We start from the raw sequence: 18,532 nt of genomic DNA, 5'->3' as shown, positions 1-18,532 counted from the left end.
TTGCGCAGAGTATGGCTCGCCTCAAGCTCAGGTGCTGTGGCTCCTTAGATCCGGGGAATAGTTCGCACCTGTTGGTGCTGCTAGGGTCATATTTACCAAGGCGCTGACCTGCGGGCTTAGTTGCCCGGCCGCAGGCCAGCAGGATGCTCATTTTGTGCTGTGTGCACGGGCGATGACACGGGGTGTTGTGAGATCGCCGGAGCATCGAAAGGCACAGTGCGTGAGTGCGCACGGGCGGGTGGTTGGAACACCCGGTTTTGCGCGCGTGATGGGATTAAGCCGTTTTGCCTGTTTAAGTTTCAGGCAAAGACTGGCTTATTCAAGAAGCGATATTTTGGATTTTATTGGCTGCGGATGGGCGACCCGCTCCAGTATTCCGCAGGTCTTTCTTAATGCTTCCAGTCGGTCGCGTAAGGCTTGTTGCAGAGTGAACAAAGCATCGCGTTCCCGGCATTCCTGCATCCGCTCATTCAGCACTAATTGCTGCATATAAGCCAGATTTTCCAAATCCGAGACGGCTATGATGACTTCGTCAATTTCGTTTTGAAGCGTGTTTGTGGCGCTACATGCGCATGCGGTGTCGTCCATTCTCAATCCCTCTGTCTTTAGGGTGTTGAAGGACCGCAGCGACAACGAGCTTGTGATGGCCCGCTGGCGAGCGGGAGGTTCACAACCTGTAAGACAGACAGGCGAGTTTATTCCCCCCCGAAGGAGGTGTTGTATTCACCGCCCTCCCGCTCATAGCAAAGGGTTTGCGCGCTACCTATAAAGCAGGCACAAAAAATCCGCCAGTGACGGGAGCGGTAACCGCTGTCTTAGAGAGGTTGTGAAGCCTCGAAAAACAGGATGGCCGCAGATGCATGCGGTGTCAATGGGGAGTTGTTGCAGGTGGGGGAAGGAGGTGGTTAACTTGATAACGCGATGGCCATCATTGCTCTTCTTCTAGGTCCTTTTCTTCGCCCACTTCGCTCTTCTTAGAGTTGGCAACATCTTGAACTTCTTCTTTTTGCGATGTTTCCTTGAATGGAGAAAAATCATCTGAAAGATACTCTTTTAGATGGTCTCTTAACATCTCCATTTTCAACTGTGTACGTATCTCAACAAGCCGTTCATCTGAGAGACCATTAAGACCATGAGCTGAAGAGTTAGATACATCGGTTGCTATAATACTGATCTTTGAAAGATTTAGGCGCTGCCGATTGATGCGCATTATTTCAGCAATAAATATGCTGGTGAGTTTGTATGCGACCGTTAATATTCCTGATGCCAGAATAACATAAGGCAATCTTGTCACCAAAATTGACCAAATTATTGCATTTTCATTTTCATCAAGAACAGTCGTCAAATTAGCAGCGTTTGAAACTAGTAAAACAGTAACGACCACTAGCAAAATAATTGGAACAGCTGCAAGCTTGAGGTAAGTTAGGATGTTTTTACTACCCTGATTGACAAATTCGCTGATCTCGGCCGGAAAAAGATCGATGTTACTCTTTAGTTCCCGTAGCTCAGAATGAGCGGAACTGATATCCGTTTCCAATCCAGACCGCTCTTTTTCTTTTACTCCGATATTGTCTCCAATCCGGTTCAAGCGATCTTGTAGCTCTGAAACTTCCTTTTTCCTTGCCGTTATGTCTGCGTAAAGAGCATTCCGTTCCTCGGTCAATCGACCAATATTGTTATTTAGGTCTGTAATTTCCGAGCTCTTATTACTAATTTTTTTATCGAACTCATCCTCTTCAGCTTTTAACTTATTAATCTTTACATTCGCTTGCTCCGCATTCTCTAGCGCTTGCTCACATATCGATTGGATTTCATCTTTGCGTCTCTCAAGATTGCCAACCAGCGCAGTAAACTTTTTTAGTTCATGTTGTTGGAAACCTTGGAGATCGACAGCCAGGATCTTTACATCTGTGAACCACTTCTTTGGCGGTTTAAACTCAATGCTCGAAACTAACTGATTAATTGGGGCAGTGAAATCAGAGTCATCTCCCCTTTGTATAGTTCGCTCTTCTTTTACTCCATCAATAGACACCCAACGAAATTCAAACTTATCGATGCCATGGTATTTCTCGGTGAGGACACTAATCTCTGTTAAAAATACAGGCTCAGAAAAAGAATATTTAAACCAACGGCTTGCACCTTGCATCGGCGCATTTGAGTCTGAGCTTGCAACAAGCTTTGTTGTCTTGTTTTCTCTCTTCTCAAATAATGGGTATGGTAGAGACAAATTAAATGAAAATTTCTGCTCGCTGAGTCTTTCAATTTTCTTGACTGCTGTGTCTAGGTTAACGGTTTCCATCAGAGTACTGCCCACTCTCAGCATCGCGTTACATCGCGCGAATCATACAACTTTAAGTTTATTCTACATGCAATTTTGATATGAGTATCCGTCGAGAATGCAGGCTCGAGTACGATAAATCTGGCTGAAAGTGTAGTTGCTGTCCCATAGATCCCGGCTCAGTGGCCAGGATGATCATCAGAGGGTGTGGTGCGGAGCCGCCGAGAGGCTTTTGTTTACGGGTGTGTTTTCTTGAACGTTTAGAACACGTGAGGTTTGCTGGGTCCCGCATCAAGTGCGGGATGACGGTGTTGAGGTGTGGGATTGCTTTGCCCTTTGACGTCATCCCGGACAAGCGGAGCGATGATCCGGGATCCAGAGTTGCTTGTGAAGGCATTGGTGAGGGTGCTGATGAGGTGGCTGCTGGGGAGTGTGGGCGATAAGAGCGTGAGGTGGAGCCCCATAGATCCTGGCTCGGGGGCCGGGAAGACACCGGGGGGTGGTGTCGTATGACTTTGAAACATCATACATCTACGATATCAACAGTGAGCAAAACGGACGCTGGCCAATAACTAACTGATGTATTTCCTAAACGACAATCATATGATTACGTGAAAGCACTTATGGCAATAGGCATTTCAGAACTCAAAACTGTCTCAGCGTTGCAATTCGACCAACTACAAAGCTTGCATACTGGAACACTTCTTACTCGCCTTAAAGCTTTGAGAAGTTTGCATGAATGCGAGGAGCAGGCTGACTGGACTAACGAGGAAAAACTAGCCGTGCGCTCCAGCGGACTTATTGCTTTCAAGTCGGAAGAGAACTGGAAACTCGCCTTTGCGGACGTGAAAGCCGTTCTGGCGACACGTGAGCACATTCCGAGAGGCGGTAAACAAGCTCGACAGGAAAGAGCTCAGCAAAAGCAACGCCAATAGCTACTTAATAGGCGCCAGCCTCGAAAATCCGAGACTGGCTGATCTGACAGGATGCAGAAGCGCTAGTGCGCCTCTTCCCAGTTGGTGGCGGCTTCGGCTTCCACTTTGAGGGGGACCGAGAGCTGGAGGGCGGGTTCTGTTGCTTTTTCCATGGTGGTGATGACGAGTTTTTTGGTCTCGTCCACCTGATCCTCAGGCAGTTCAAAGATCAATTCATCGTGCACCTGCAACAGCATTTGCGCGTCCAGATTTGCCGTTTCCAGAACCTCGTCCATACGCACCATGGCACGGCGGATGATATCTGCCGCTGAGCCCTGAATTGGGGCGTTGATGGCTGCGCGCTCGTAGAACTGGCGCATGTTCGGGTTTTTGGTGTTTACATCCGGGTAATGGGCGCGGCGGCCAAAGATAGTTTCGACGTAACCGTTTGCATGGACAAACTTTTTGGTTTCTTCCATGTACTCTTTGATGCCCGGGAAGCGCTCAAAATACGTTTTGATGTAGTCGCCCGCTTCACCACGACCAATGCCCAGCTGGTTTGCAAGGCCGAACGCGGAAATGCCGTAGATGATGCCGAAGTTGATGGCTTTTGCACGGCGGCGAACGCTTGGGTCCATGCCCTCAATCGGCACACCAAACATCTCGCTTGCTGTCATGGCGTGAATGTCGAGCCCGTCCGCAAACGCCTGTTTGAGCTGCGGAATATCGGCCATGTGGGCGAGCACGCGCAGTTCGATCTGGCTGTAATCGGCAGAAATGAGCTTTTTGCCCTTCCCAGAGATAAACGCCTGACGGATTTTGCGGCCTTCAGAGGTTCTGATCGGGATGTTCTGGATGTTTGGCTCAGAGGAGGACAAACGGCCCGTGGAGGTGGACGCCAGCGAGAACGAGGTGTGGACGCGGCCCGTCTCCTGATTGATGAAGCTTGGCAGGGCGTCAGTGTAGGTGGATTTCAGCTTGCTGAGCTGGCGCCACTCTACAATTTTGCTAGGCAGTTCATGACCTTGCGCGGCGAGATCATCCAGCACGGAAGCCGAAGTGGACCAAGCACCGGTTTTGGTTTTTTTGCCGCCGGGCAGACCCATTTTGCCAAACAGGATTTCACCCAGCTGCTTTGGCGAGCCGACGTTGAAGATTTCGCCAGCCTTATCGTGGATTTCCGCTTCCAGCGCGGCTGCGCCTTGCGCAAACTCGCCGGAGAGCAAAGAGAGCATTTGACGGTCGATGGAGATGCCGCGGCGCTCCATTTTGGCCAGCGTTGCCACCATCGGGCGTTCCAGACGCTCATAAACCACGGTCATTTCCTCAGCAGCGAGGCGTGGTTTGAGGATTTTCCAGAGGCGCAGGGTGACGTCTGCATCTTCCGCCGCATAGGAGGTGGCTTTGTCCAGCGGCACCTTGTCGAATGAGATCTGCGATTTGCCGGAGCCGCACACTTCCTTGAACGGGATTGGTGTGTGGTTGAGCCAGCGCTGGGAGAGCTCATCCATGCCATTGCCGCCCATACCCGCGTCGAGCGCATAGGAGAGCAGCATGGTGTCGTCAAACGGCGCCATTTCCACGCCGTAACGTTTGAGCACGAGCCAGTCGTACTTCATGTTCTGCGCGATTTTGAGGACAGCCGGGTCTTCCAGCATTGGCTTGAGCAGGGCAACCGCTTCGTTTAGCGGGATCTGACCTTCCAGCAGCGCACCGCCGCTGAAGAGATCGCCTTCGCCATCCACATGGGCCAGCGGGATGTAACAGGCTTTGCCCGGAGTGCAGGAGAGGGAAACGCCAACAAGGCCAGCTTCCATGGCGTTGAGGGCATCTGTCTCAGTGTCCACAGCCACATAGCCCACTTCATAGGCTTCCGCTATCCACTCTTTGAGGCGCTCAGTGGTAGAAACTGTTTCGTATGCGGAATTATCTATAGGCAGCGCAGATATTTCAGCTGCAACTTTCTCTGCCAGAGGGGCGGCGGTCCATGCTTTACCCTCAAGTTCTCCCGCTGAATCCTCAGCTTGTTCTGCCGGTTTTGCAGTGCTTTCCCAGCCTTCAATCACAGGCTCAATCGGCTCAATGTTTTCCAACACAGCGCCGGTTTTATCTGCCACTTTTTTGGTGAGGCTGGTGAAGCCCATGGCTTTGAGGAAGCCAACTGCTTGCGCGCCATCCACATCACACACGGTGAAATCTTCGACCGGAGTTTCAACCGGCACGGCCTCTTCCAGCTGCACGAGGCGCTTGGAAATGCGGGCTTGCTCGGCGAACTCGATGAGGTTCTCGCGGCGCTTCTTCTGCTTGATGGTGTCGGCCTGTGCCAGAAGGCTATCCAGATCGCCAAACTCGTTGATGAGCAGAGCGGCGGTTTTGAGGCCGATGCCTGGGACGCCGGGCACGTTATCGACGCTATCGCCCGCCAGCGACTGCACTTCGACGACCTTTTCCGGACCAACACCAAATTTTTCGAAGACCTCTGGCTTGCCGATCACCTTGTTTTTCATGGTGTCGACCATGCCGATCTTGTCGGTGACAAGCTGCATCAGGTCTTTATCGCCGGAAACGATGGTAACGCGGGCGCCTTGTGCGGCTGCCTGACGGGCGTAGGTGGCGATCAGGTCATCCGCCTCATAGCCCTGCTGCTCAATGGCAGGCACGCCAAACGCGCGCGTTGCCTGACGGATCAGGCCAAACTGTGGGCGCAGATCCTCCGGCGGTGGCGGGCGGTGGGCTTTGTATTCCGGGTAGAAATCGTTGCGGAACGTTTTGCCGGACTTATCGAAAATTACGGCGAAGTGGGTTGGCTCGTCACCGGTTTCTTTGGTGGGGCCTTCCTGCATCATCTTCCAAAGCATGTTGCAGAAGCCGGAAACCGCGCCAACGGGCAGTCCGTCGGGCTTGCGAGTAAGCGGCGGCAGCGCATGATATGCGCGGAAAATGAAGGTAGAGCCATCGATCAGGATGAGGTGATCGTTCTCTGTGAGAGCTGGTGCAATGGATTGTGTCGACATGAGCGGGATCATGCCCGCCTTGGGCCGACAAAGAAAGAGGAATTAACCCTTTTTCAATGATGTTTTAGCGGAGGGTGAGTTTGGAACGGCCTCTGGCTACCTAGCTTTCAACTTCCACCTAACAAAAATGAAGTTACTCTGACTAATCCTGTTGTTCTAACAAATCTAATGCCTCCAGAATTGCTGATCGTGTATCCTTCGTGGATGTGCTTGGTAATCCACCTTCAATCGAGAGCATGGCCAGGCCGTGTACGGCCCCCCACGCAAGCAGGGACTTAGCTGGGATTTCAGTGTGTTTTTCATCTTCAACAGCATCGTTAAGCAATAGGCGCGTCATGCGTGCCTCTGCTTCAACTAAATCTACATCTGTCTCATCCAACAATGCCGTACGGAACATTGTTTTGAATTTGGCAGGCTCAGAAAGAGCAAAGTCCAGATAGGCCTGCCCCTTAGCGGAAAATACCGAGAGCCCCGCACTGCGTGCTTCAGTGGCTGCCGTTTCCATATGCTCTGCCATTCCGCGATGTGCGCGGACAGCAACTGCCGTCATCACAGCCCGCTTGTCTTTAAAGTGCCTGAAAGCCGCAGCAGAGGAAACACCTGCATTTTTGGCAGCAGCCCGTAAGCTCACCCCCTCAGGCCCTTTTTCGGGCAACTGAGCTTCGACAGCATCCAGAAGCGCCTCACGCAAACCTCCATGATGATACTCTGATGTGCCCGGAGTTTGTTTTTCTTGCCTCGATGTTACCATTGATAACTTTCCACTTGACCAAATAGTTTCAACTGATGTTACCATTGATAACATATTTGAAATCTGGAGAATTGCTCATGAATTCTGTTTTAATTTCCGGTGCCTCCAAAGGGCTGGGTGCCGCAATGCTAAAAGCTTTTACAACAAACGGATGGCAAGCGATTGGTACATCTCGCCAAGGAGGCACTTTAGAAGAACTTGATGTGTGCGACGAAGATTCTGTGATTGCACTTCGCAACCGCATTAACCTTGTCCCCGACTGTTTGATATTGAATGCGGGTTCTGGCATCGCTGGCCCTATTGAAATGACAGCTGCTTCAGAAGCCGATCGACAGATCGATACCAACCTACTCGGCGTTGATAGAATGGTACGCGCCTTTCTTCCTGATATGCGAAAAAGGCGAGCAGGAACGATTGTGATTATTGGCTCTATTGCATCACGGCTCCCAATCCCTTTTCAAGCACTTTACAGTGCATCCAAAGCCGCGATTGCGAACTATGCGGCGGCCTTATCAATGGAGGTCGCTCCTTTTGGACTCCACGTTATACTAGTGGAACCGGGAGATCATCGAACTGGCTTTGGTGCAGCGAGAAGGCGAAGTTCATCCGACAACGACCCTTACGAACCTTCTACAACACGTGCAATTAACAATATGGCGAAAAGCGAAGAAAGCGGAAATGACCCGGAGCGATTTGCAAGTTTAGTTGTTCGTGCTTGCATGTCAGACAAGCCTCCACACCGCCTTACAATTACGACTTTTACAGAGCGTATGCTTTTAGTTTTATCAGCAATTTTGCCCCAACGAATGATGCTAAGGGCTACACGAAGAGCATTCTGTCGGGCGTAAAAGTCCAATGTAATTTAGGCGCTCCCAAAATGAACATCCCGCACCGACGTTATTTCGAAGCCCAAACCAGAGAAAAGCGCGACCTCGCAGTTGGGTCATGAGTCAGATTGACAATCACAGAGTACACCATGTGTTTACTTATGACCTTCCTACGGCTTCTCACCCTGCCTAATGGGTTCCACGGGCTCTAAATAAGGCATGAAACCGGATTGGTTGTTGCGGATGGTTGGTTTGTATTTGCCTTCCGGACAGATGAAAATCAACTCATCCTGAATACGGATTTGCTGGCATTCTTCATTGAGCTCATAGACAAAGCCGTTGTTGTCACCGCTGAAGTAGTAATCGTTGGTAGCTGGCTCTTTTCCCGCCTCTGCTTTGTCAGCGCCATGTACGGATTTGTTGCAGAGATCGCGGATCTTATCGCGGTATTGAGAGCCGCCCAGATCAGCTATGCCCTCACGCTTCATGTGCTCTTCCTCGCACTCCGCAACTTCGGCGGATGTGGCTTGTTTTGGGGGAGGCGGGGTTTCCTGCGCCTGGGCTGTGAGTATGCCAGCGCCTGTGATGAAGGTCAGGATGGCCAGTGATCTGAGTGAGTTGCTGAGAAGCTGTGCTGTGGTGGAGTAACTCATCTTGAGCTCCCTCCGTTTTCTACTGCTGAAAGGGCGGGCAGGCTGAAGCGCTCAACCCCCTCAGGAGGATTAAAGCGGAAGTCTTCTGAATTGAGCAGAGGTTCAAGGTTCCACCCTCGATAGGACAGGTGTGTTTGAGGCAAACCAACAAGGTCCTTATAAGTGATAATAAGATAACCGGGCAGGCCGCTGTCTTCGTAGACCCACAATTGCCAATCTACCTGATCGTTAAAGAAGGCAAGATGATGGGCAACCCCTTCTGGCAGAACCTCACGCCCGACGTAGACGGACTTCGTTATCAGGTCATCAAGCATCTGGCCCAGTTCCGGGTTGGCCAAATCAATGCCGGGCAATGTGAGCTGAAAGTCACTGCGTAGCACCTCAATAAATTCCGAGGAAGTTCCAGTGAAATCCCCCTGAGTGTAGATGTTCCGCGTTTTGTCGAAATAAGTGATGATGCCATCATCAAGATAGATTTCGCTCATCCCGTTGGGGCGTGGGAGGTCAATTTTCAGATCACCATGCCCAAGAATGTTGACCGTGTATTCGAACACAAAGTTTAGCGGCACCCTGTCTTTAAAGATGCGCTCCTCGCTCGCGTAGACGGTAAAGCTCATGGCTTTGATTTCGCTGAACTTCTCGATGGTCTTATTGAGGATTTGACGTGCTTTATCTTCTTTTTGCGCAACAGCGGGGTGGGGGCATAGCTCCAGCCAGCCGATGGCCACGAGAATGAAGAGAAGCGGCAGAACCCTGAGAGCCCCGAGTTTCATGGAGATACGTTCCTTGACCTTGTCACACCGTTTGCTTCCGCAAAGCCTAAGCAAAGACCGGAAAGACCTTCTGAACCCAACCACTAAAATTGGCGCTTGCTGAACATGCATGCAAAAAGCCCCCAAAAGCAGCGGCTCCGAGGGCTTAGGCAGATCAGCGGTTTTGTGCAGATATCAGGTTGGTGACGGTGCAGGGCTCTTGGCGCGCGGCATTTCCGCGATGTAGGCCCATGCCGGACGTTTGAACAGGAACTGGCCGTAACCAACTTTGGTGATCAGCCAGAACAGGATCATCGGTGCGATGGTTGCGGTGCACGTGACGATTAGCGAGATCACGCCCGCATCCTGAATGATGCCCAGTTTGAGCAAGATTGTGCGCGAGACAGCCATCGGGAAGAAGAAGGACAGGTAGATCACGATGGAGTTTTTGCCCATATAGCGCAGCAGATCCAGCGCCTTGACCTTGGAGAGCAGCGCGGAAACGGTGATCACCGCCAATGCCCCCAAACCGCCCAGAGCAAGCGAGGCAAATGGCAGGTCTGCATAGCCGTAGCCAACGAACAGGCCGTTGACGACGGCCCAGACAAACACAAAGGCCAGACCTTTCAGCACATTCTCGCGCACCCAGTCAGCAATGACGAAGATCTTTTGCGCAAAGATGTAACCGGCGAAAAAGAACACGAAGCGAGCGGCTGTTTCGTCAATCAGCACAGAGCCGGTGTGCAACGCGCTGATTTGCAGGCCAGCAGCGACCAGCAAGGTCACTTGCCATGGCACTTTTAGTGAGTGCAGCAGTTTGGTGATGACGAAGAAAACGGGCAGGGCGTAGATGAACCAGAGAGTTCCAAATGGCTGCACGAAGGCGAGCGCGTAGTGCATCAACACGCCGTCCCAGCCAAACTCTGCTGCGAAGGATGGTGCTTTCATTCCAAACTGGATCGTAAGCCAGAGAATGTAGAAGTAGAAGAAATGGACGACTTTACGGTCCAGATACAGGCGCCAGTCCCTATCCAGCGTTAAGGCGAGGAATAAGCCGGAGATCATGAAAAAGTCCGGCATACGGAAGGGCTTAGCAAAGGCAACAATGTCGCCCATGAACCCCATTTCGCCAATGGCGCTTCCAACCCCAAGGGTTGAATGCATCATCACCACGAGAAAGATGCAAAAGCCTTTCGCATAGTCAACCCAATCCACACGACTGGAGGTTTGGTGCGCCGCCATGTAATACCGCCCATAAGTTTACTAATTAATTCGTGCAATCATAAGTTTTAAGGGATGCGAATACTAGCGGCATCTCTTCAACTTTAATTGTTGGTTACCGCGCCCGATTGCCAAAGGGCTAGCTGAGACTTTGCAACACGGCCTGATGTTATGGCTTGTATCTTTATGACCTAAGGTAATGTTAGTTTTTATGCGCCTAGGATACATATAGTTCCACCAGATATTCTGGAGATGCAATTGCTTAGGTATTTTAAGGCGTTATGCGCTGTTGCAGTTTTAGTCATCGCTCCACAGCCCTTAAACGCTCAGGAGGCCACAAGCCCGCCGGAGTTGCTCAAGAAAATCTGGAATGGGCCGGACTTTGATGCCGATGACTTTGCGCCCGAAGTCTACAAGAAGATCCCGAAAGAACTTCTCGTCTCCATTCTTTCACAACAACGTTCCATCTATGGTCCTGCGCTTCATGTTGAAGCGACCAAGGACCCGCACAAGTTTCTTGTTGAGACGAAATCCTACAGGATTCCAACGCTTTTGAAGCAGAATAAGACCGGTCAGCTGACGGGACTGCTGTTTCGCTTTGCGCTTGTGAAGGATGTGAAACACGAAGACCTGTTGGAACACATGAAGCAGCAGACCGCGACGCAGAGCTTTTTACTGATGCAGAACGGGAAGGTGCATGCAGAGAACAACAGTGATGCGCAATTGGCTGTCGGCTCTGCCTTCAAGCTTTATGTGCTGGACCAAGTGGCGCAGCGGGTCAGGGATGGAGACCTGAGCTGGCAAGACAAAGTCACGCTGGAGCAACGGCATATCTCGTATCCCGGTGGTACGATGCAGAATGAGCCGGTTGGCAAGAAGTTTGTTTTGCTGGACGTGGCCCGCAACATGATCGAGATCTCCGACAACACGGCTACAGACTTGCTGATGGATCTAGTGGGGCAGGAAAGTGTGATGTTGCCGGGAGAAAGTTCGCCGGCTCTGACAACGCAGCAGCTGTTTCACCTGAAAGCGGATGAGCAAGCAGCAGAAGCTTATCGACAAGCAGGGCCAGAGGAGCGGGCACGGATTCTCGCGGCCTTACCGGCCCAGTTGCCGCCAATGGACAAGGTCTCCGTGCCTTTGACAGAGGGTGTTGAGTGGTACATCTCGAACCGCGAGTTGTGCAAGATTGTGACAAAAGTGAAGGACATCAAAGGAGTTTTCGTAAATCCGGGTGTGGCCGAACCGGATAACTGGGCGTCTTATGCTTATAAGGGTGGTAGTGAAATTGGCGTGCTCAACATGACGTATGCGCTGGAAGACATCGACGGAAACAACTGGTGCTTCTCAACCACCTGGAATGCAAAGCAAGAGCTGGACGTCACTTATCTGATCGCGCTGGTCGCAACGTTGCTGGAGAGCCCTGAGGCAGTTCAGGCGGCTCTCCGTTAAACTTGGCAGGATTTAGCGACGCTTGTCGTCGTCAGAGGACCATGGGCTGATCTGGTCCGGGTCATTGGAACGAGGACGGGAAGGGTCATCATCCTGCTCTGTATGACGGGAGGAGCTCCACTCATCTTCATTCAGGTCCACAGTGCCATCACGGCGACGGTAACCCGGATTGACGTTGAGGTTTTGTACCTTCACGTGGCGTGCCAGATAGTTGCCAATCACCTCACGCAGTGGCGGGATGAAGAGCAGAAGGCCAATTGCGTCTGTAAAGAAGCCTGGAATCAACAGCATGAGGCCTGCAAACACGATCATCGCGCCATGCATCATCTCATGACTTGGAACGCGTCCTGAGTCCATTTCAGAACGCATGCGCATGAGCAAAGACAGCCCCTGCTGGCGCAGCATATAGGTGCCGGCAGCTGCGGAAGCTACAGTCAACAGGATTGTTGGAATTGCCCCGATAACACTTCCAACCTCAATAAAGAGATAGATCTCGATGGTTGGCAGCAGAATGAAACAGGCAAGAATGATAAGTCCGAGTGGCATAGCGTCCGCGTAGGTTTAGGTTTATTTTGCTTTTTGATCACTTCTTTTTGAAGCGATCTTACTTATAGTGGGTGATCTTCACAGAATTGCAATGACTGATTTTAGCTTATACTTGCGTGGTAAGACTTTAAAAAGGCGTTGGGATGGACACGAAATAGCTGGATGTTGCTGATAGAAACCTTAAATTAGTGACAGAGCCTGTAAAAATGCGCTAGAGCACATTATCTAGATATCTAATGCATTTGATCATCGGCGCCTGGCAGCCCACGAGTAAAGGACCGGTCGGTACTCGGAATGAACGAAATATTCGACGTCTACAACATAATCTTCCTTATTGCGGCAGTTGTTATTTTCCTGCGGTTACGCTCCGTTTTGGGCAATCGCACCGGTAACGAGCGTCAACCATTTGACCCGTATTCTGCTCAGCAAAAACAAGACTCTCAAAAGACTCAGGCTCCTGAGAATGAGGACAATGTTATTCCTCTTCCAGGCAGTGAGCATGTTCAACATGACCCTGAGCGCGCAGAGCGTGAAGCTCGCGAACAGATTGAGGCTGAGATCGACAAGCTTGCCAAAAAAGGCAGTGAGTTGAATCACGGCCTGCGGGAAATCTGGAAAGCTGAGCCGTCTTTCAATCCAAAAGAGTTTGCGGAAGGTGCACGCGGCGCTTACGAAATCATTTTGATGTCGTTTGCGCAGGGTGATCGCCGCACGCTCAAAGAGCTTCTTTCTCCTGAAGTGTTCAGTGGTTTCTCTGCTGCGATTGATGACCGGGAAAGCCGCAATGAGCGTGTTGAGTCCACCTTTGTGGGCATCGACAAAGCTGACATTGTGGAAGCGGTCTTCAACGACAAAGACAAGCTTGCTGAAGTGACTGTTCGCTTCAAGGGTCAGCTGATCACTGCGACACGGGATTCTGAAAACCGCATTGTGGATGGTGACCCAACCGCAGTGAGTGACCTGACTGACATCTGGACCTTCGCTCGCGTAACTGGTGAGAACGATCCAAACTGGAAGCTGGTTGCAACTGAATCTGCATGACGTTTTCTTTCTTTCGCGACGCTATGAGTTTCATTATGGCACTCAGCGTCGCGGCGGGGATAAGTTCTGCTGCTGTAGCTGGAAACACCCTTACAAAAGACCATAGGACCATGCGAAGCGCGAAGCTCTCCGGGCCACTTGATCCCAACGAAATCGACGGATGGGCTGCAGATGATCATTCTGCGGCCCTTTCCGCATTTGTGGCTCACTGCGAGGCGAGCGAGGGCCGAACGCTGCCGACAAAGGCATTTGGCATTAGCGACGCAAAATTACGCGCTATCTGCGCAAAATCGCGCAAAATCGACGTAAATAACGCGAGTGATGCAAAAACCTTTTTAGAACAGAACTTTACGCTTCAGCGCGTAGAGGACGACGGGTTTGTGACCGGCTACTACATGCCAGAGCTGGAAGGCTCACTTGTTCGCACTGACGAGTTTGTTGTTCCCCTTCATGCTTATCCCAAAGACCTGAAGGTGATGCCAACACGCGGCGATGTGATGGACGGTGCACTGGATGGAATGGGCCTTGAAGTGCTGTGGGTGAAAGACCCGATAGATGCATTTTTTACAGCTGTTCAGGGTTCCGCTCGTGTTCGTCTGCCCAATGGCGAATTGCGGCGCCTGGCTTTTGCAGGCAAGTCTGGTCATGAGTACACTGCGATTGGCCGTGTGCTCATTGAGCAGGGCGAAATCTCCAGAGATAACATGGGCATGGATGCGCTTCGTGCCTGGTTATCCAAAAACCCATCCCAGCAGAAAGACGTGTTTCGGCACAATAAATCCTACATCTTCTTTGAGTTACAATCTGCGCAAGACACTGAGATTGCAGCCATTGGAGGGGCAGGAACAGCCCTAACGGACCTGAGATCACTGGCAATTGATGATGATCTGCACACTTATGGCAGTTTAATTTTTGTCTCTAGTGAGTTAAGGACCTACGACACATCAGGTGATCGCTTCGCCAAACTTATGGTTGCTCAGGATACCGGGTCAGCCATCAAAGGCCCCGCGCGTGGCGATATCTATGTAGGAAGTGGTGCAGAGGCAGGTGCCGTTGCCGGGAATATCCGTCACCGTGCGGAATTCTATCTCCTTGTTCCAAAATAATAAATGATCGTGGACGGATCGGATAGATGACGAATGGTGATCGCGCAAAGCGAGCCAAGACAAAGCAGCTGAGCGAAGCAGACAAGCGCTTGTGGGACAGGGTGAAAGCCACTCTGACGCCTATTCATCAAGAGCGCCTTTCTGATATGCTGGAAGACACGACGCAGCTTTCCGAGCCGGATCAGTCCCTTATGCACGCTCAAAGCGCTGAGGTGTCTCAGCCTGAGCTTAAGCCGCAGTTGACCTCTCCACCGAAGCCTCAGGCCAAAAAGTCTCGCGGTTCCAAAGGGAAGACCGCGCCAGACTACAGCCCGCCCAAGCCTGTTGTTCCTGCGATGCCTCCGCTTTCACCGCTCAACAAGAAAGAGCGCAAAAAAGTTGTCCGCGGGGGCAAGGGCTATATTGATGCGCGCATCGATCTTCATGGTTTGACGCAGTATCAAGCGCATCAACGCTTAACCTCGTTCATCTATCAAGCGCAGGCCATGGGCTACTCCCTCGTGCTTGTGATCACCGGTAAGGGGCTCGACTATTCAAGCAGCCCCTATGGCGATGATCGTGGTGTGTTGCGCAGAATGGTACCGCAGTGGCTTTCTCTTCCTGATATGCGCAGCTGTGTGGTAGGCTTCGACCAAGCTCATGTTTCTCATGGGGGCAGCGGTGCGATTTACGTTCGCATTCGTAAGCGCAAAAAATAAGGCAGGAATTTCAGTAAGATGACGCCTTTTGGAGCCAAGGTTAGAGAGCTGCGGGCTAAGCAGAAGATTACCCTGAAGGAAATGGCGGAGGCGCTTTCGGTTTCCTCTGCCTACCTGAGTGCGCTTGAACATGGCAAGCGCGGTACTCCAACCTGGTACATGGTTCAGCGCATGATCACCTATTTCAATGTGATCTGGGACGAAGCTGAAGAACTTCAAAGACTTGCGGAACTTTCCAACCCGAAAATCACCATCGATACCGGCGGCCTGACACCCCGGGCGACTGAGCTGACGAATATGCTTGCCTCGAAGATCAATGGACTCTCAGAGGAATCCCTGGAGCACCTCATTCATCAACTAAGAGTGGTTAGCTCTCGCGACAATATCTAGTCTAAGCTGACAAAGCTCTGTAAAGTCAGTCTGCTGACTTTTGAAGTGGACTGCTGATATGACGCCTGAAGAACTCAAAGTAGATCAACTGGTTGATCCCCAATCCCTTCTCAACGAACTCAAAGAGCTGGTTGAGAAGCATGATGGCGACGGCAACAGCTTTAAGCTGCGCAGCGATGTTTTGACAAAGCTGAAAGCCACGCACAAAGCAGCCTTTAAAGAGATTGAAAAGCTCCTGATGGAAGACGGGCAGGGCCGGCGATGTTCCGAGCGTTTGTCTTGCGTGCAGGATATGCTCATTCAGGTGATCTATGAGTTTGCGGTTACCTATGTTTATCCCGTTGAAAATCCAACAAAATCCGAGCGCATCAGCATCATAGCTGTTGGTGGTTATGGGCGCGGAACGATGGCGCCGCACTCTGACGTGGATTTGCTGTTTCTCTGGCCGTACAAGCAAACGCCCTGGGGTGATCAGGTTGTTGAGTTCATCCTCTACATGCTTTGGGACATGGGCCTGAAGGTCGGTCATTCCACGCGCAATCTTGATGAGACGATCAAGCAGTGCCGCGAAGATATGACCGTTCGCACAGCTGTTTTGGAAGCGCGTTATGTTTGGGGTGATCTTGATCTTTTCCAAGAGCTTACTAAGCGCTTCGACAAGGAAATTGTTTCCGGTACAGGGCCGGATTTCATCGCTGCCAAACTTGCTGAACGAGATGATCGTCATGAACGCCATGGCGCGTCCCGCTACCTTGTTGAACCCAATGTCAAAGAAGGTAAGGGCGGTATGCGGGATCTGAACACACTGTTCTGGATCGCAAAGTATTTTTATCGCGTTCCCAGTGGCTTAGGGCTGGTTGAAAAGGGCGTTTTCTCGCGGCGTGTATTGAATCGGTTCCGAAAGAGTCAGGATTTTCTTTGGGCTGTCCGTTGTCATCTGCATTTTTTGACGAACCGTCCTGAAGAACGCTTGAGCTTTGATGTTCAACGGGAAATTGCTGACCGTCTCGGTTACATGGACCATCCCGGCATGCGGGCTGTTGAGCGGTTCATGAAGCACTACTTCCTTGTTGCGAAGGATGTTGGTGATCTGACACGCATTTTTGCGGCGGCTCTTGAAGAGCAGCATGTGAAGTCCGCCCCAAGCATTTCGCGGTTCCTTGGCAGTTTTGTTCCGGGAAGCAAGCACAAGCGGCGATCTATCAAAGGAACCAAGGACTTCCTTGTCGAGAACGGGCGCATTATTGCGGCGAAGCCGGATGTCTTTGAGAAAGATCCGGTCAATGTGATCCGTGTGTTTTATCTGATCGACAAAACCAATTTAGATATGCACCCAGAATTGCTGAAACTGGTTCGTCGATCCAGACGTCTGATCAATGCGGAATTCCGCAAGAATGAACAAGCGAATCGGCTGTTCCTGAAGGTTCTGACAAGCCGTAGTGATCCGGAAACCGTTTTGCGTGCGATGAACGAGTCGTCCATCCTTGGCCAGTTCCTGCCGGAGTTCCGGAAGGTCGTCGCCATGATGCAATTCAACATGTATCACCACTACACTGTCGACGAACACCTCATCCGATCAGTTGGCGTTCTTTCTGAAATTGAGCGCGGGATGGGTGGTGATAGCCATCCATTAGCAACGGATCTGATCAAATCAGTTCACAGCCGGAAAGTTCTTTATGTTGCAATGCTTTTGCATGATGTGGCGAAGGGACGGCCAGAGGATCATTCCATTGCAGGCGCCAAGATTGCGCGGAAGATTTGCCCACGTCTTGGCCTTTCTCCAGCAGAGACTGATACGGTCGCCTGGCTTATCGAGCAGCATCTGGAAATGAGCACCGTTGCACAGTCTCGCGACTTGAGCGATCCGAAAACCATCAAGGATTTCTGCCGTAAAGTGCAGAGTCTGGAGCGTTTGCAGCTCCTGTTGATTTTGACGGTTGCGGACATTCGGGCAGTGGGTCCCAATGTATTTAATGGCTGGAAAGGGCAATTGCTGCGCACGCTCTATTATGAGAGCGAGACGATCCTCAGTGGAGGTCATGGCCGTATGAGCCAGCAGCAGCGTGTTGACCATGCGAAGCAAGAGCTGGCCGAAGAGCTGGTAGGCTGGACTGATGAGGAGCTGGATAATTACCTCAATCGCCACTATCCGGCCTATTGGCTGCGCGTTGATCTGAAGAGCAAGATCAACCATGCGAACTTAATCCGCAAAACGGACAAGGAAGAAGAGCATCTGGCGACCTCTGTGGAGCCTCATGCCTTTGAAGGTGTTACAGAAATCACCGTTCTGGCACCAGATCATCCGCGGTTGCTTTCTACAATTGCTCGGGCTTGTTTTGCGGCAGGTGGAAACATTGTGGACGCACACATCGACACCACAAAAGATGGCCTCGCGTTGGATACAATCTACATCAGCCGTGAGTTACCTGAGGACGATGACGAGTATCGACGCGGGGAGCGGATTTGCTGTCTGATTAAAGAAGCTCTGCGCGGCACGGCACCTGTCCCTGAAGTGAAGGGTGCAGCGACAAAGCCGAATGCTCGTAACAAGGCGTTTACGCTGCAGACAACTGTTTTAGTTAGCAATTCGTGGTCAGAAAACTATACGGTTCTTGAAGTGACCGGACTTGACCGACCGGGTTTGCTGTCTGATTTAACCACCGAGATCTCGGCTCTCAACCTGAATATTGCGAGTGCTCATGTTGGGACTTTTGGGGAGAAAGCGGTCGATGTATTTTACGTGACCGATCTGACTGGCCAGAAAGTTCACAATGTGGGGCGTCAGGAATCTATTCGCGATAGACTCAAAAATGCCTTTGACGGTAAAAAGCCACAAAAAGCGCCTACGAGCTCACGCCGTAAACCTCAAAAACATACAGGTAAGTAATT

The 18,532-nt window shown here is 51.2% G+C and carries 16 protein-coding genes; 8 read left to right on the top strand and 8 right to left on the bottom strand.

What is annotated here, in order from left to right; all coding sequences use genetic code 11:
• Positions 1 to 315: 315 nt before the first annotated feature.
• Together PsAD13_RS01960 and PsAD13_RS01955 are read right to left on the bottom strand one after the other, a co-directional pair.
• Entirely contained in the window at positions 316 to 588 is a 273-nt protein-coding gene (locus tag PsAD13_RS01960; RefSeq protein WP_063317137.1) for a hypothetical protein, read from the bottom strand.
• A 340-nt stretch (positions 589 to 928) separates the two neighbouring features.
• Positions 929 to 2,299: a hypothetical protein gene (locus PsAD13_RS01955; RefSeq protein ID WP_063317136.1), complete on the bottom strand. Its 1,371-nt coding sequence runs from the start codon at positions 2,297 to 2,299 to the stop codon at positions 929 to 931.
• 602 nt (positions 2,300 to 2,901) lie between these two features.
• Here PsAD13_RS01955 and PsAD13_RS01950 point away from each other — a divergent pair.
• Positions 2,902 to 3,213 (top strand): hypothetical protein, encoded by a 312-nt coding sequence (locus PsAD13_RS01950; protein ID WP_063317135.1) that lies wholly within the window; start codon positions 2,902 to 2,904, stop codon positions 3,211 to 3,213.
• A 62-nt stretch (positions 3,214 to 3,275) separates the two neighbouring features.
• Here the strand turns inward: PsAD13_RS01950 and polA are convergent, their stop codons facing one another.
• Positions 3,276 to 6,218, bottom strand: coding sequence for a DNA polymerase I (polA, locus tag PsAD13_RS01945; RefSeq protein ID WP_084404615.1), 2,943 nt, complete (start codon positions 6,216 to 6,218; stop codon positions 3,276 to 3,278).
• Between the two features lie 130 nt (positions 6,219 to 6,348).
• On the bottom strand, positions 6,349 to 6,957 hold the full coding sequence (locus tag PsAD13_RS01940; protein WP_208986378.1) for a TetR/AcrR family transcriptional regulator: 609 nt from the start codon (positions 6,955 to 6,957) through the stop codon (positions 6,349 to 6,351).
• A 77-nt stretch (positions 6,958 to 7,034) separates the two neighbouring features.
• Here PsAD13_RS01940 and PsAD13_RS01935 point away from each other — a divergent pair, with 77 nt between their 5' ends.
• The gene (locus tag PsAD13_RS01935; RefSeq protein ID WP_208986377.1) at positions 7,035 to 7,805 is read left to right on the top strand and encodes an SDR family NAD(P)-dependent oxidoreductase; all 771 of its coding nucleotides are present in this window, start codon (positions 7,035 to 7,037) and stop codon (positions 7,803 to 7,805) included.
• Positions 7,806 to 7,954: 149 nt separating this feature from the next.
• On the opposite strand, the gene PsAD13_RS01930 is transcribed toward PsAD13_RS01935, so the two are convergent.
• From PsAD13_RS01930 to PsAD13_RS01920, 3 genes are all read right to left on the bottom strand, one after another.
• Positions 7,955 to 8,437: a hypothetical protein gene (locus PsAD13_RS01930; protein WP_063303353.1), complete on the bottom strand. Its 483-nt coding sequence runs from the start codon at positions 8,435 to 8,437 to the stop codon at positions 7,955 to 7,957.
• On the bottom strand, positions 8,434 to 9,210 hold the full coding sequence (locus PsAD13_RS01925; RefSeq protein WP_063317132.1) for a DUF2092 domain-containing protein: 777 nt from the start codon (positions 9,208 to 9,210) through the stop codon (positions 8,434 to 8,436). The genes PsAD13_RS01930 and PsAD13_RS01925 overlap by 4 nt, the downstream gene beginning before the upstream one ends.
• A 174-nt stretch (positions 9,211 to 9,384) precedes the next feature.
• Positions 9,385 to 10,431, bottom strand: coding sequence for an acyltransferase family protein (locus PsAD13_RS01920; RefSeq protein WP_063292552.1), 1,047 nt, complete (start codon positions 10,429 to 10,431; stop codon positions 9,385 to 9,387).
• A 237-nt stretch (positions 10,432 to 10,668) separates the two neighbouring features.
• Here PsAD13_RS01920 and PsAD13_RS01915 point away from each other — a divergent pair, with 237 nt between their 5' ends.
• The gene (locus tag PsAD13_RS01915; protein ID WP_208986376.1) at positions 10,669 to 11,862 is read left to right on the top strand and encodes a serine hydrolase; all 1,194 of its coding nucleotides are present in this window, start codon (positions 10,669 to 10,671) and stop codon (positions 11,860 to 11,862) included.
• A 12-nt stretch (positions 11,863 to 11,874) separates the two neighbouring features.
• On the opposite strand, the gene PsAD13_RS01910 is transcribed toward PsAD13_RS01915, so the two are convergent.
• Positions 11,875 to 12,408 carry an FxsA family protein gene (locus PsAD13_RS01910; RefSeq protein WP_063292551.1) on the bottom strand — a complete coding sequence of 178 codons (534 nt, stop codon included), beginning with the start codon at positions 12,406 to 12,408 and terminating at the stop codon, positions 11,875 to 11,877.
• 294 nt (positions 12,409 to 12,702) lie between these two features.
• Here PsAD13_RS01910 and PsAD13_RS01905 point away from each other — a divergent pair, with 294 nt between their 5' ends.
• The 5 genes from PsAD13_RS01905 to PsAD13_RS01885 are packed head-to-tail and all read left to right on the top strand — an operon-like array spanning position 12,703 to position 18,530.
• On the top strand, positions 12,703 to 13,449 hold the full coding sequence (locus tag PsAD13_RS01905) for a Tim44/TimA family putative adaptor protein (RefSeq protein ID WP_057463180.1): 747 nt from the start codon (positions 12,703 to 12,705) through the stop codon (positions 13,447 to 13,449).
• A gap of 35 nt (positions 13,450 to 13,484) precedes the next feature.
• Positions 13,485 to 14,555: an MltA domain-containing protein gene (locus PsAD13_RS01900; RefSeq protein ID WP_208986375.1), complete on the top strand. Its 1,071-nt coding sequence runs from the start codon at positions 13,485 to 13,487 to the stop codon at positions 14,553 to 14,555.
• A gap of 26 nt (positions 14,556 to 14,581) precedes the next feature.
• On the top strand, positions 14,582 to 15,253 hold the full coding sequence (locus tag PsAD13_RS01895) for a Smr/MutS family protein (protein ID WP_063286250.1): 672 nt from the start codon (positions 14,582 to 14,584) through the stop codon (positions 15,251 to 15,253).
• Between the two features lie 18 nt (positions 15,254 to 15,271).
• Positions 15,272 to 15,643, top strand: coding sequence for a helix-turn-helix domain-containing protein (locus PsAD13_RS01890; protein ID WP_057463182.1), 372 nt, complete (start codon positions 15,272 to 15,274; stop codon positions 15,641 to 15,643).
• Between the two features lie 58 nt (positions 15,644 to 15,701).
• On the top strand, positions 15,702 to 18,530 hold the full coding sequence (locus tag PsAD13_RS01885) for a [protein-PII] uridylyltransferase (RefSeq protein ID WP_063317131.1): 2,829 nt from the start codon (positions 15,702 to 15,704) through the stop codon (positions 18,528 to 18,530).
• The last annotated feature ends 2 nt before the right edge of the window (positions 18,531 to 18,532 follow it).

This window comes from Pseudovibrio sp. Ad13 (assembly GCF_001623225.1).
In the GTDB taxonomy this organism is placed as follows: Bacteria; Pseudomonadota; Alphaproteobacteria; order Rhizobiales; family Stappiaceae; genus Pseudovibrio.
This window is presented reverse-complemented; position numbering and strand designations above follow the sequence as displayed.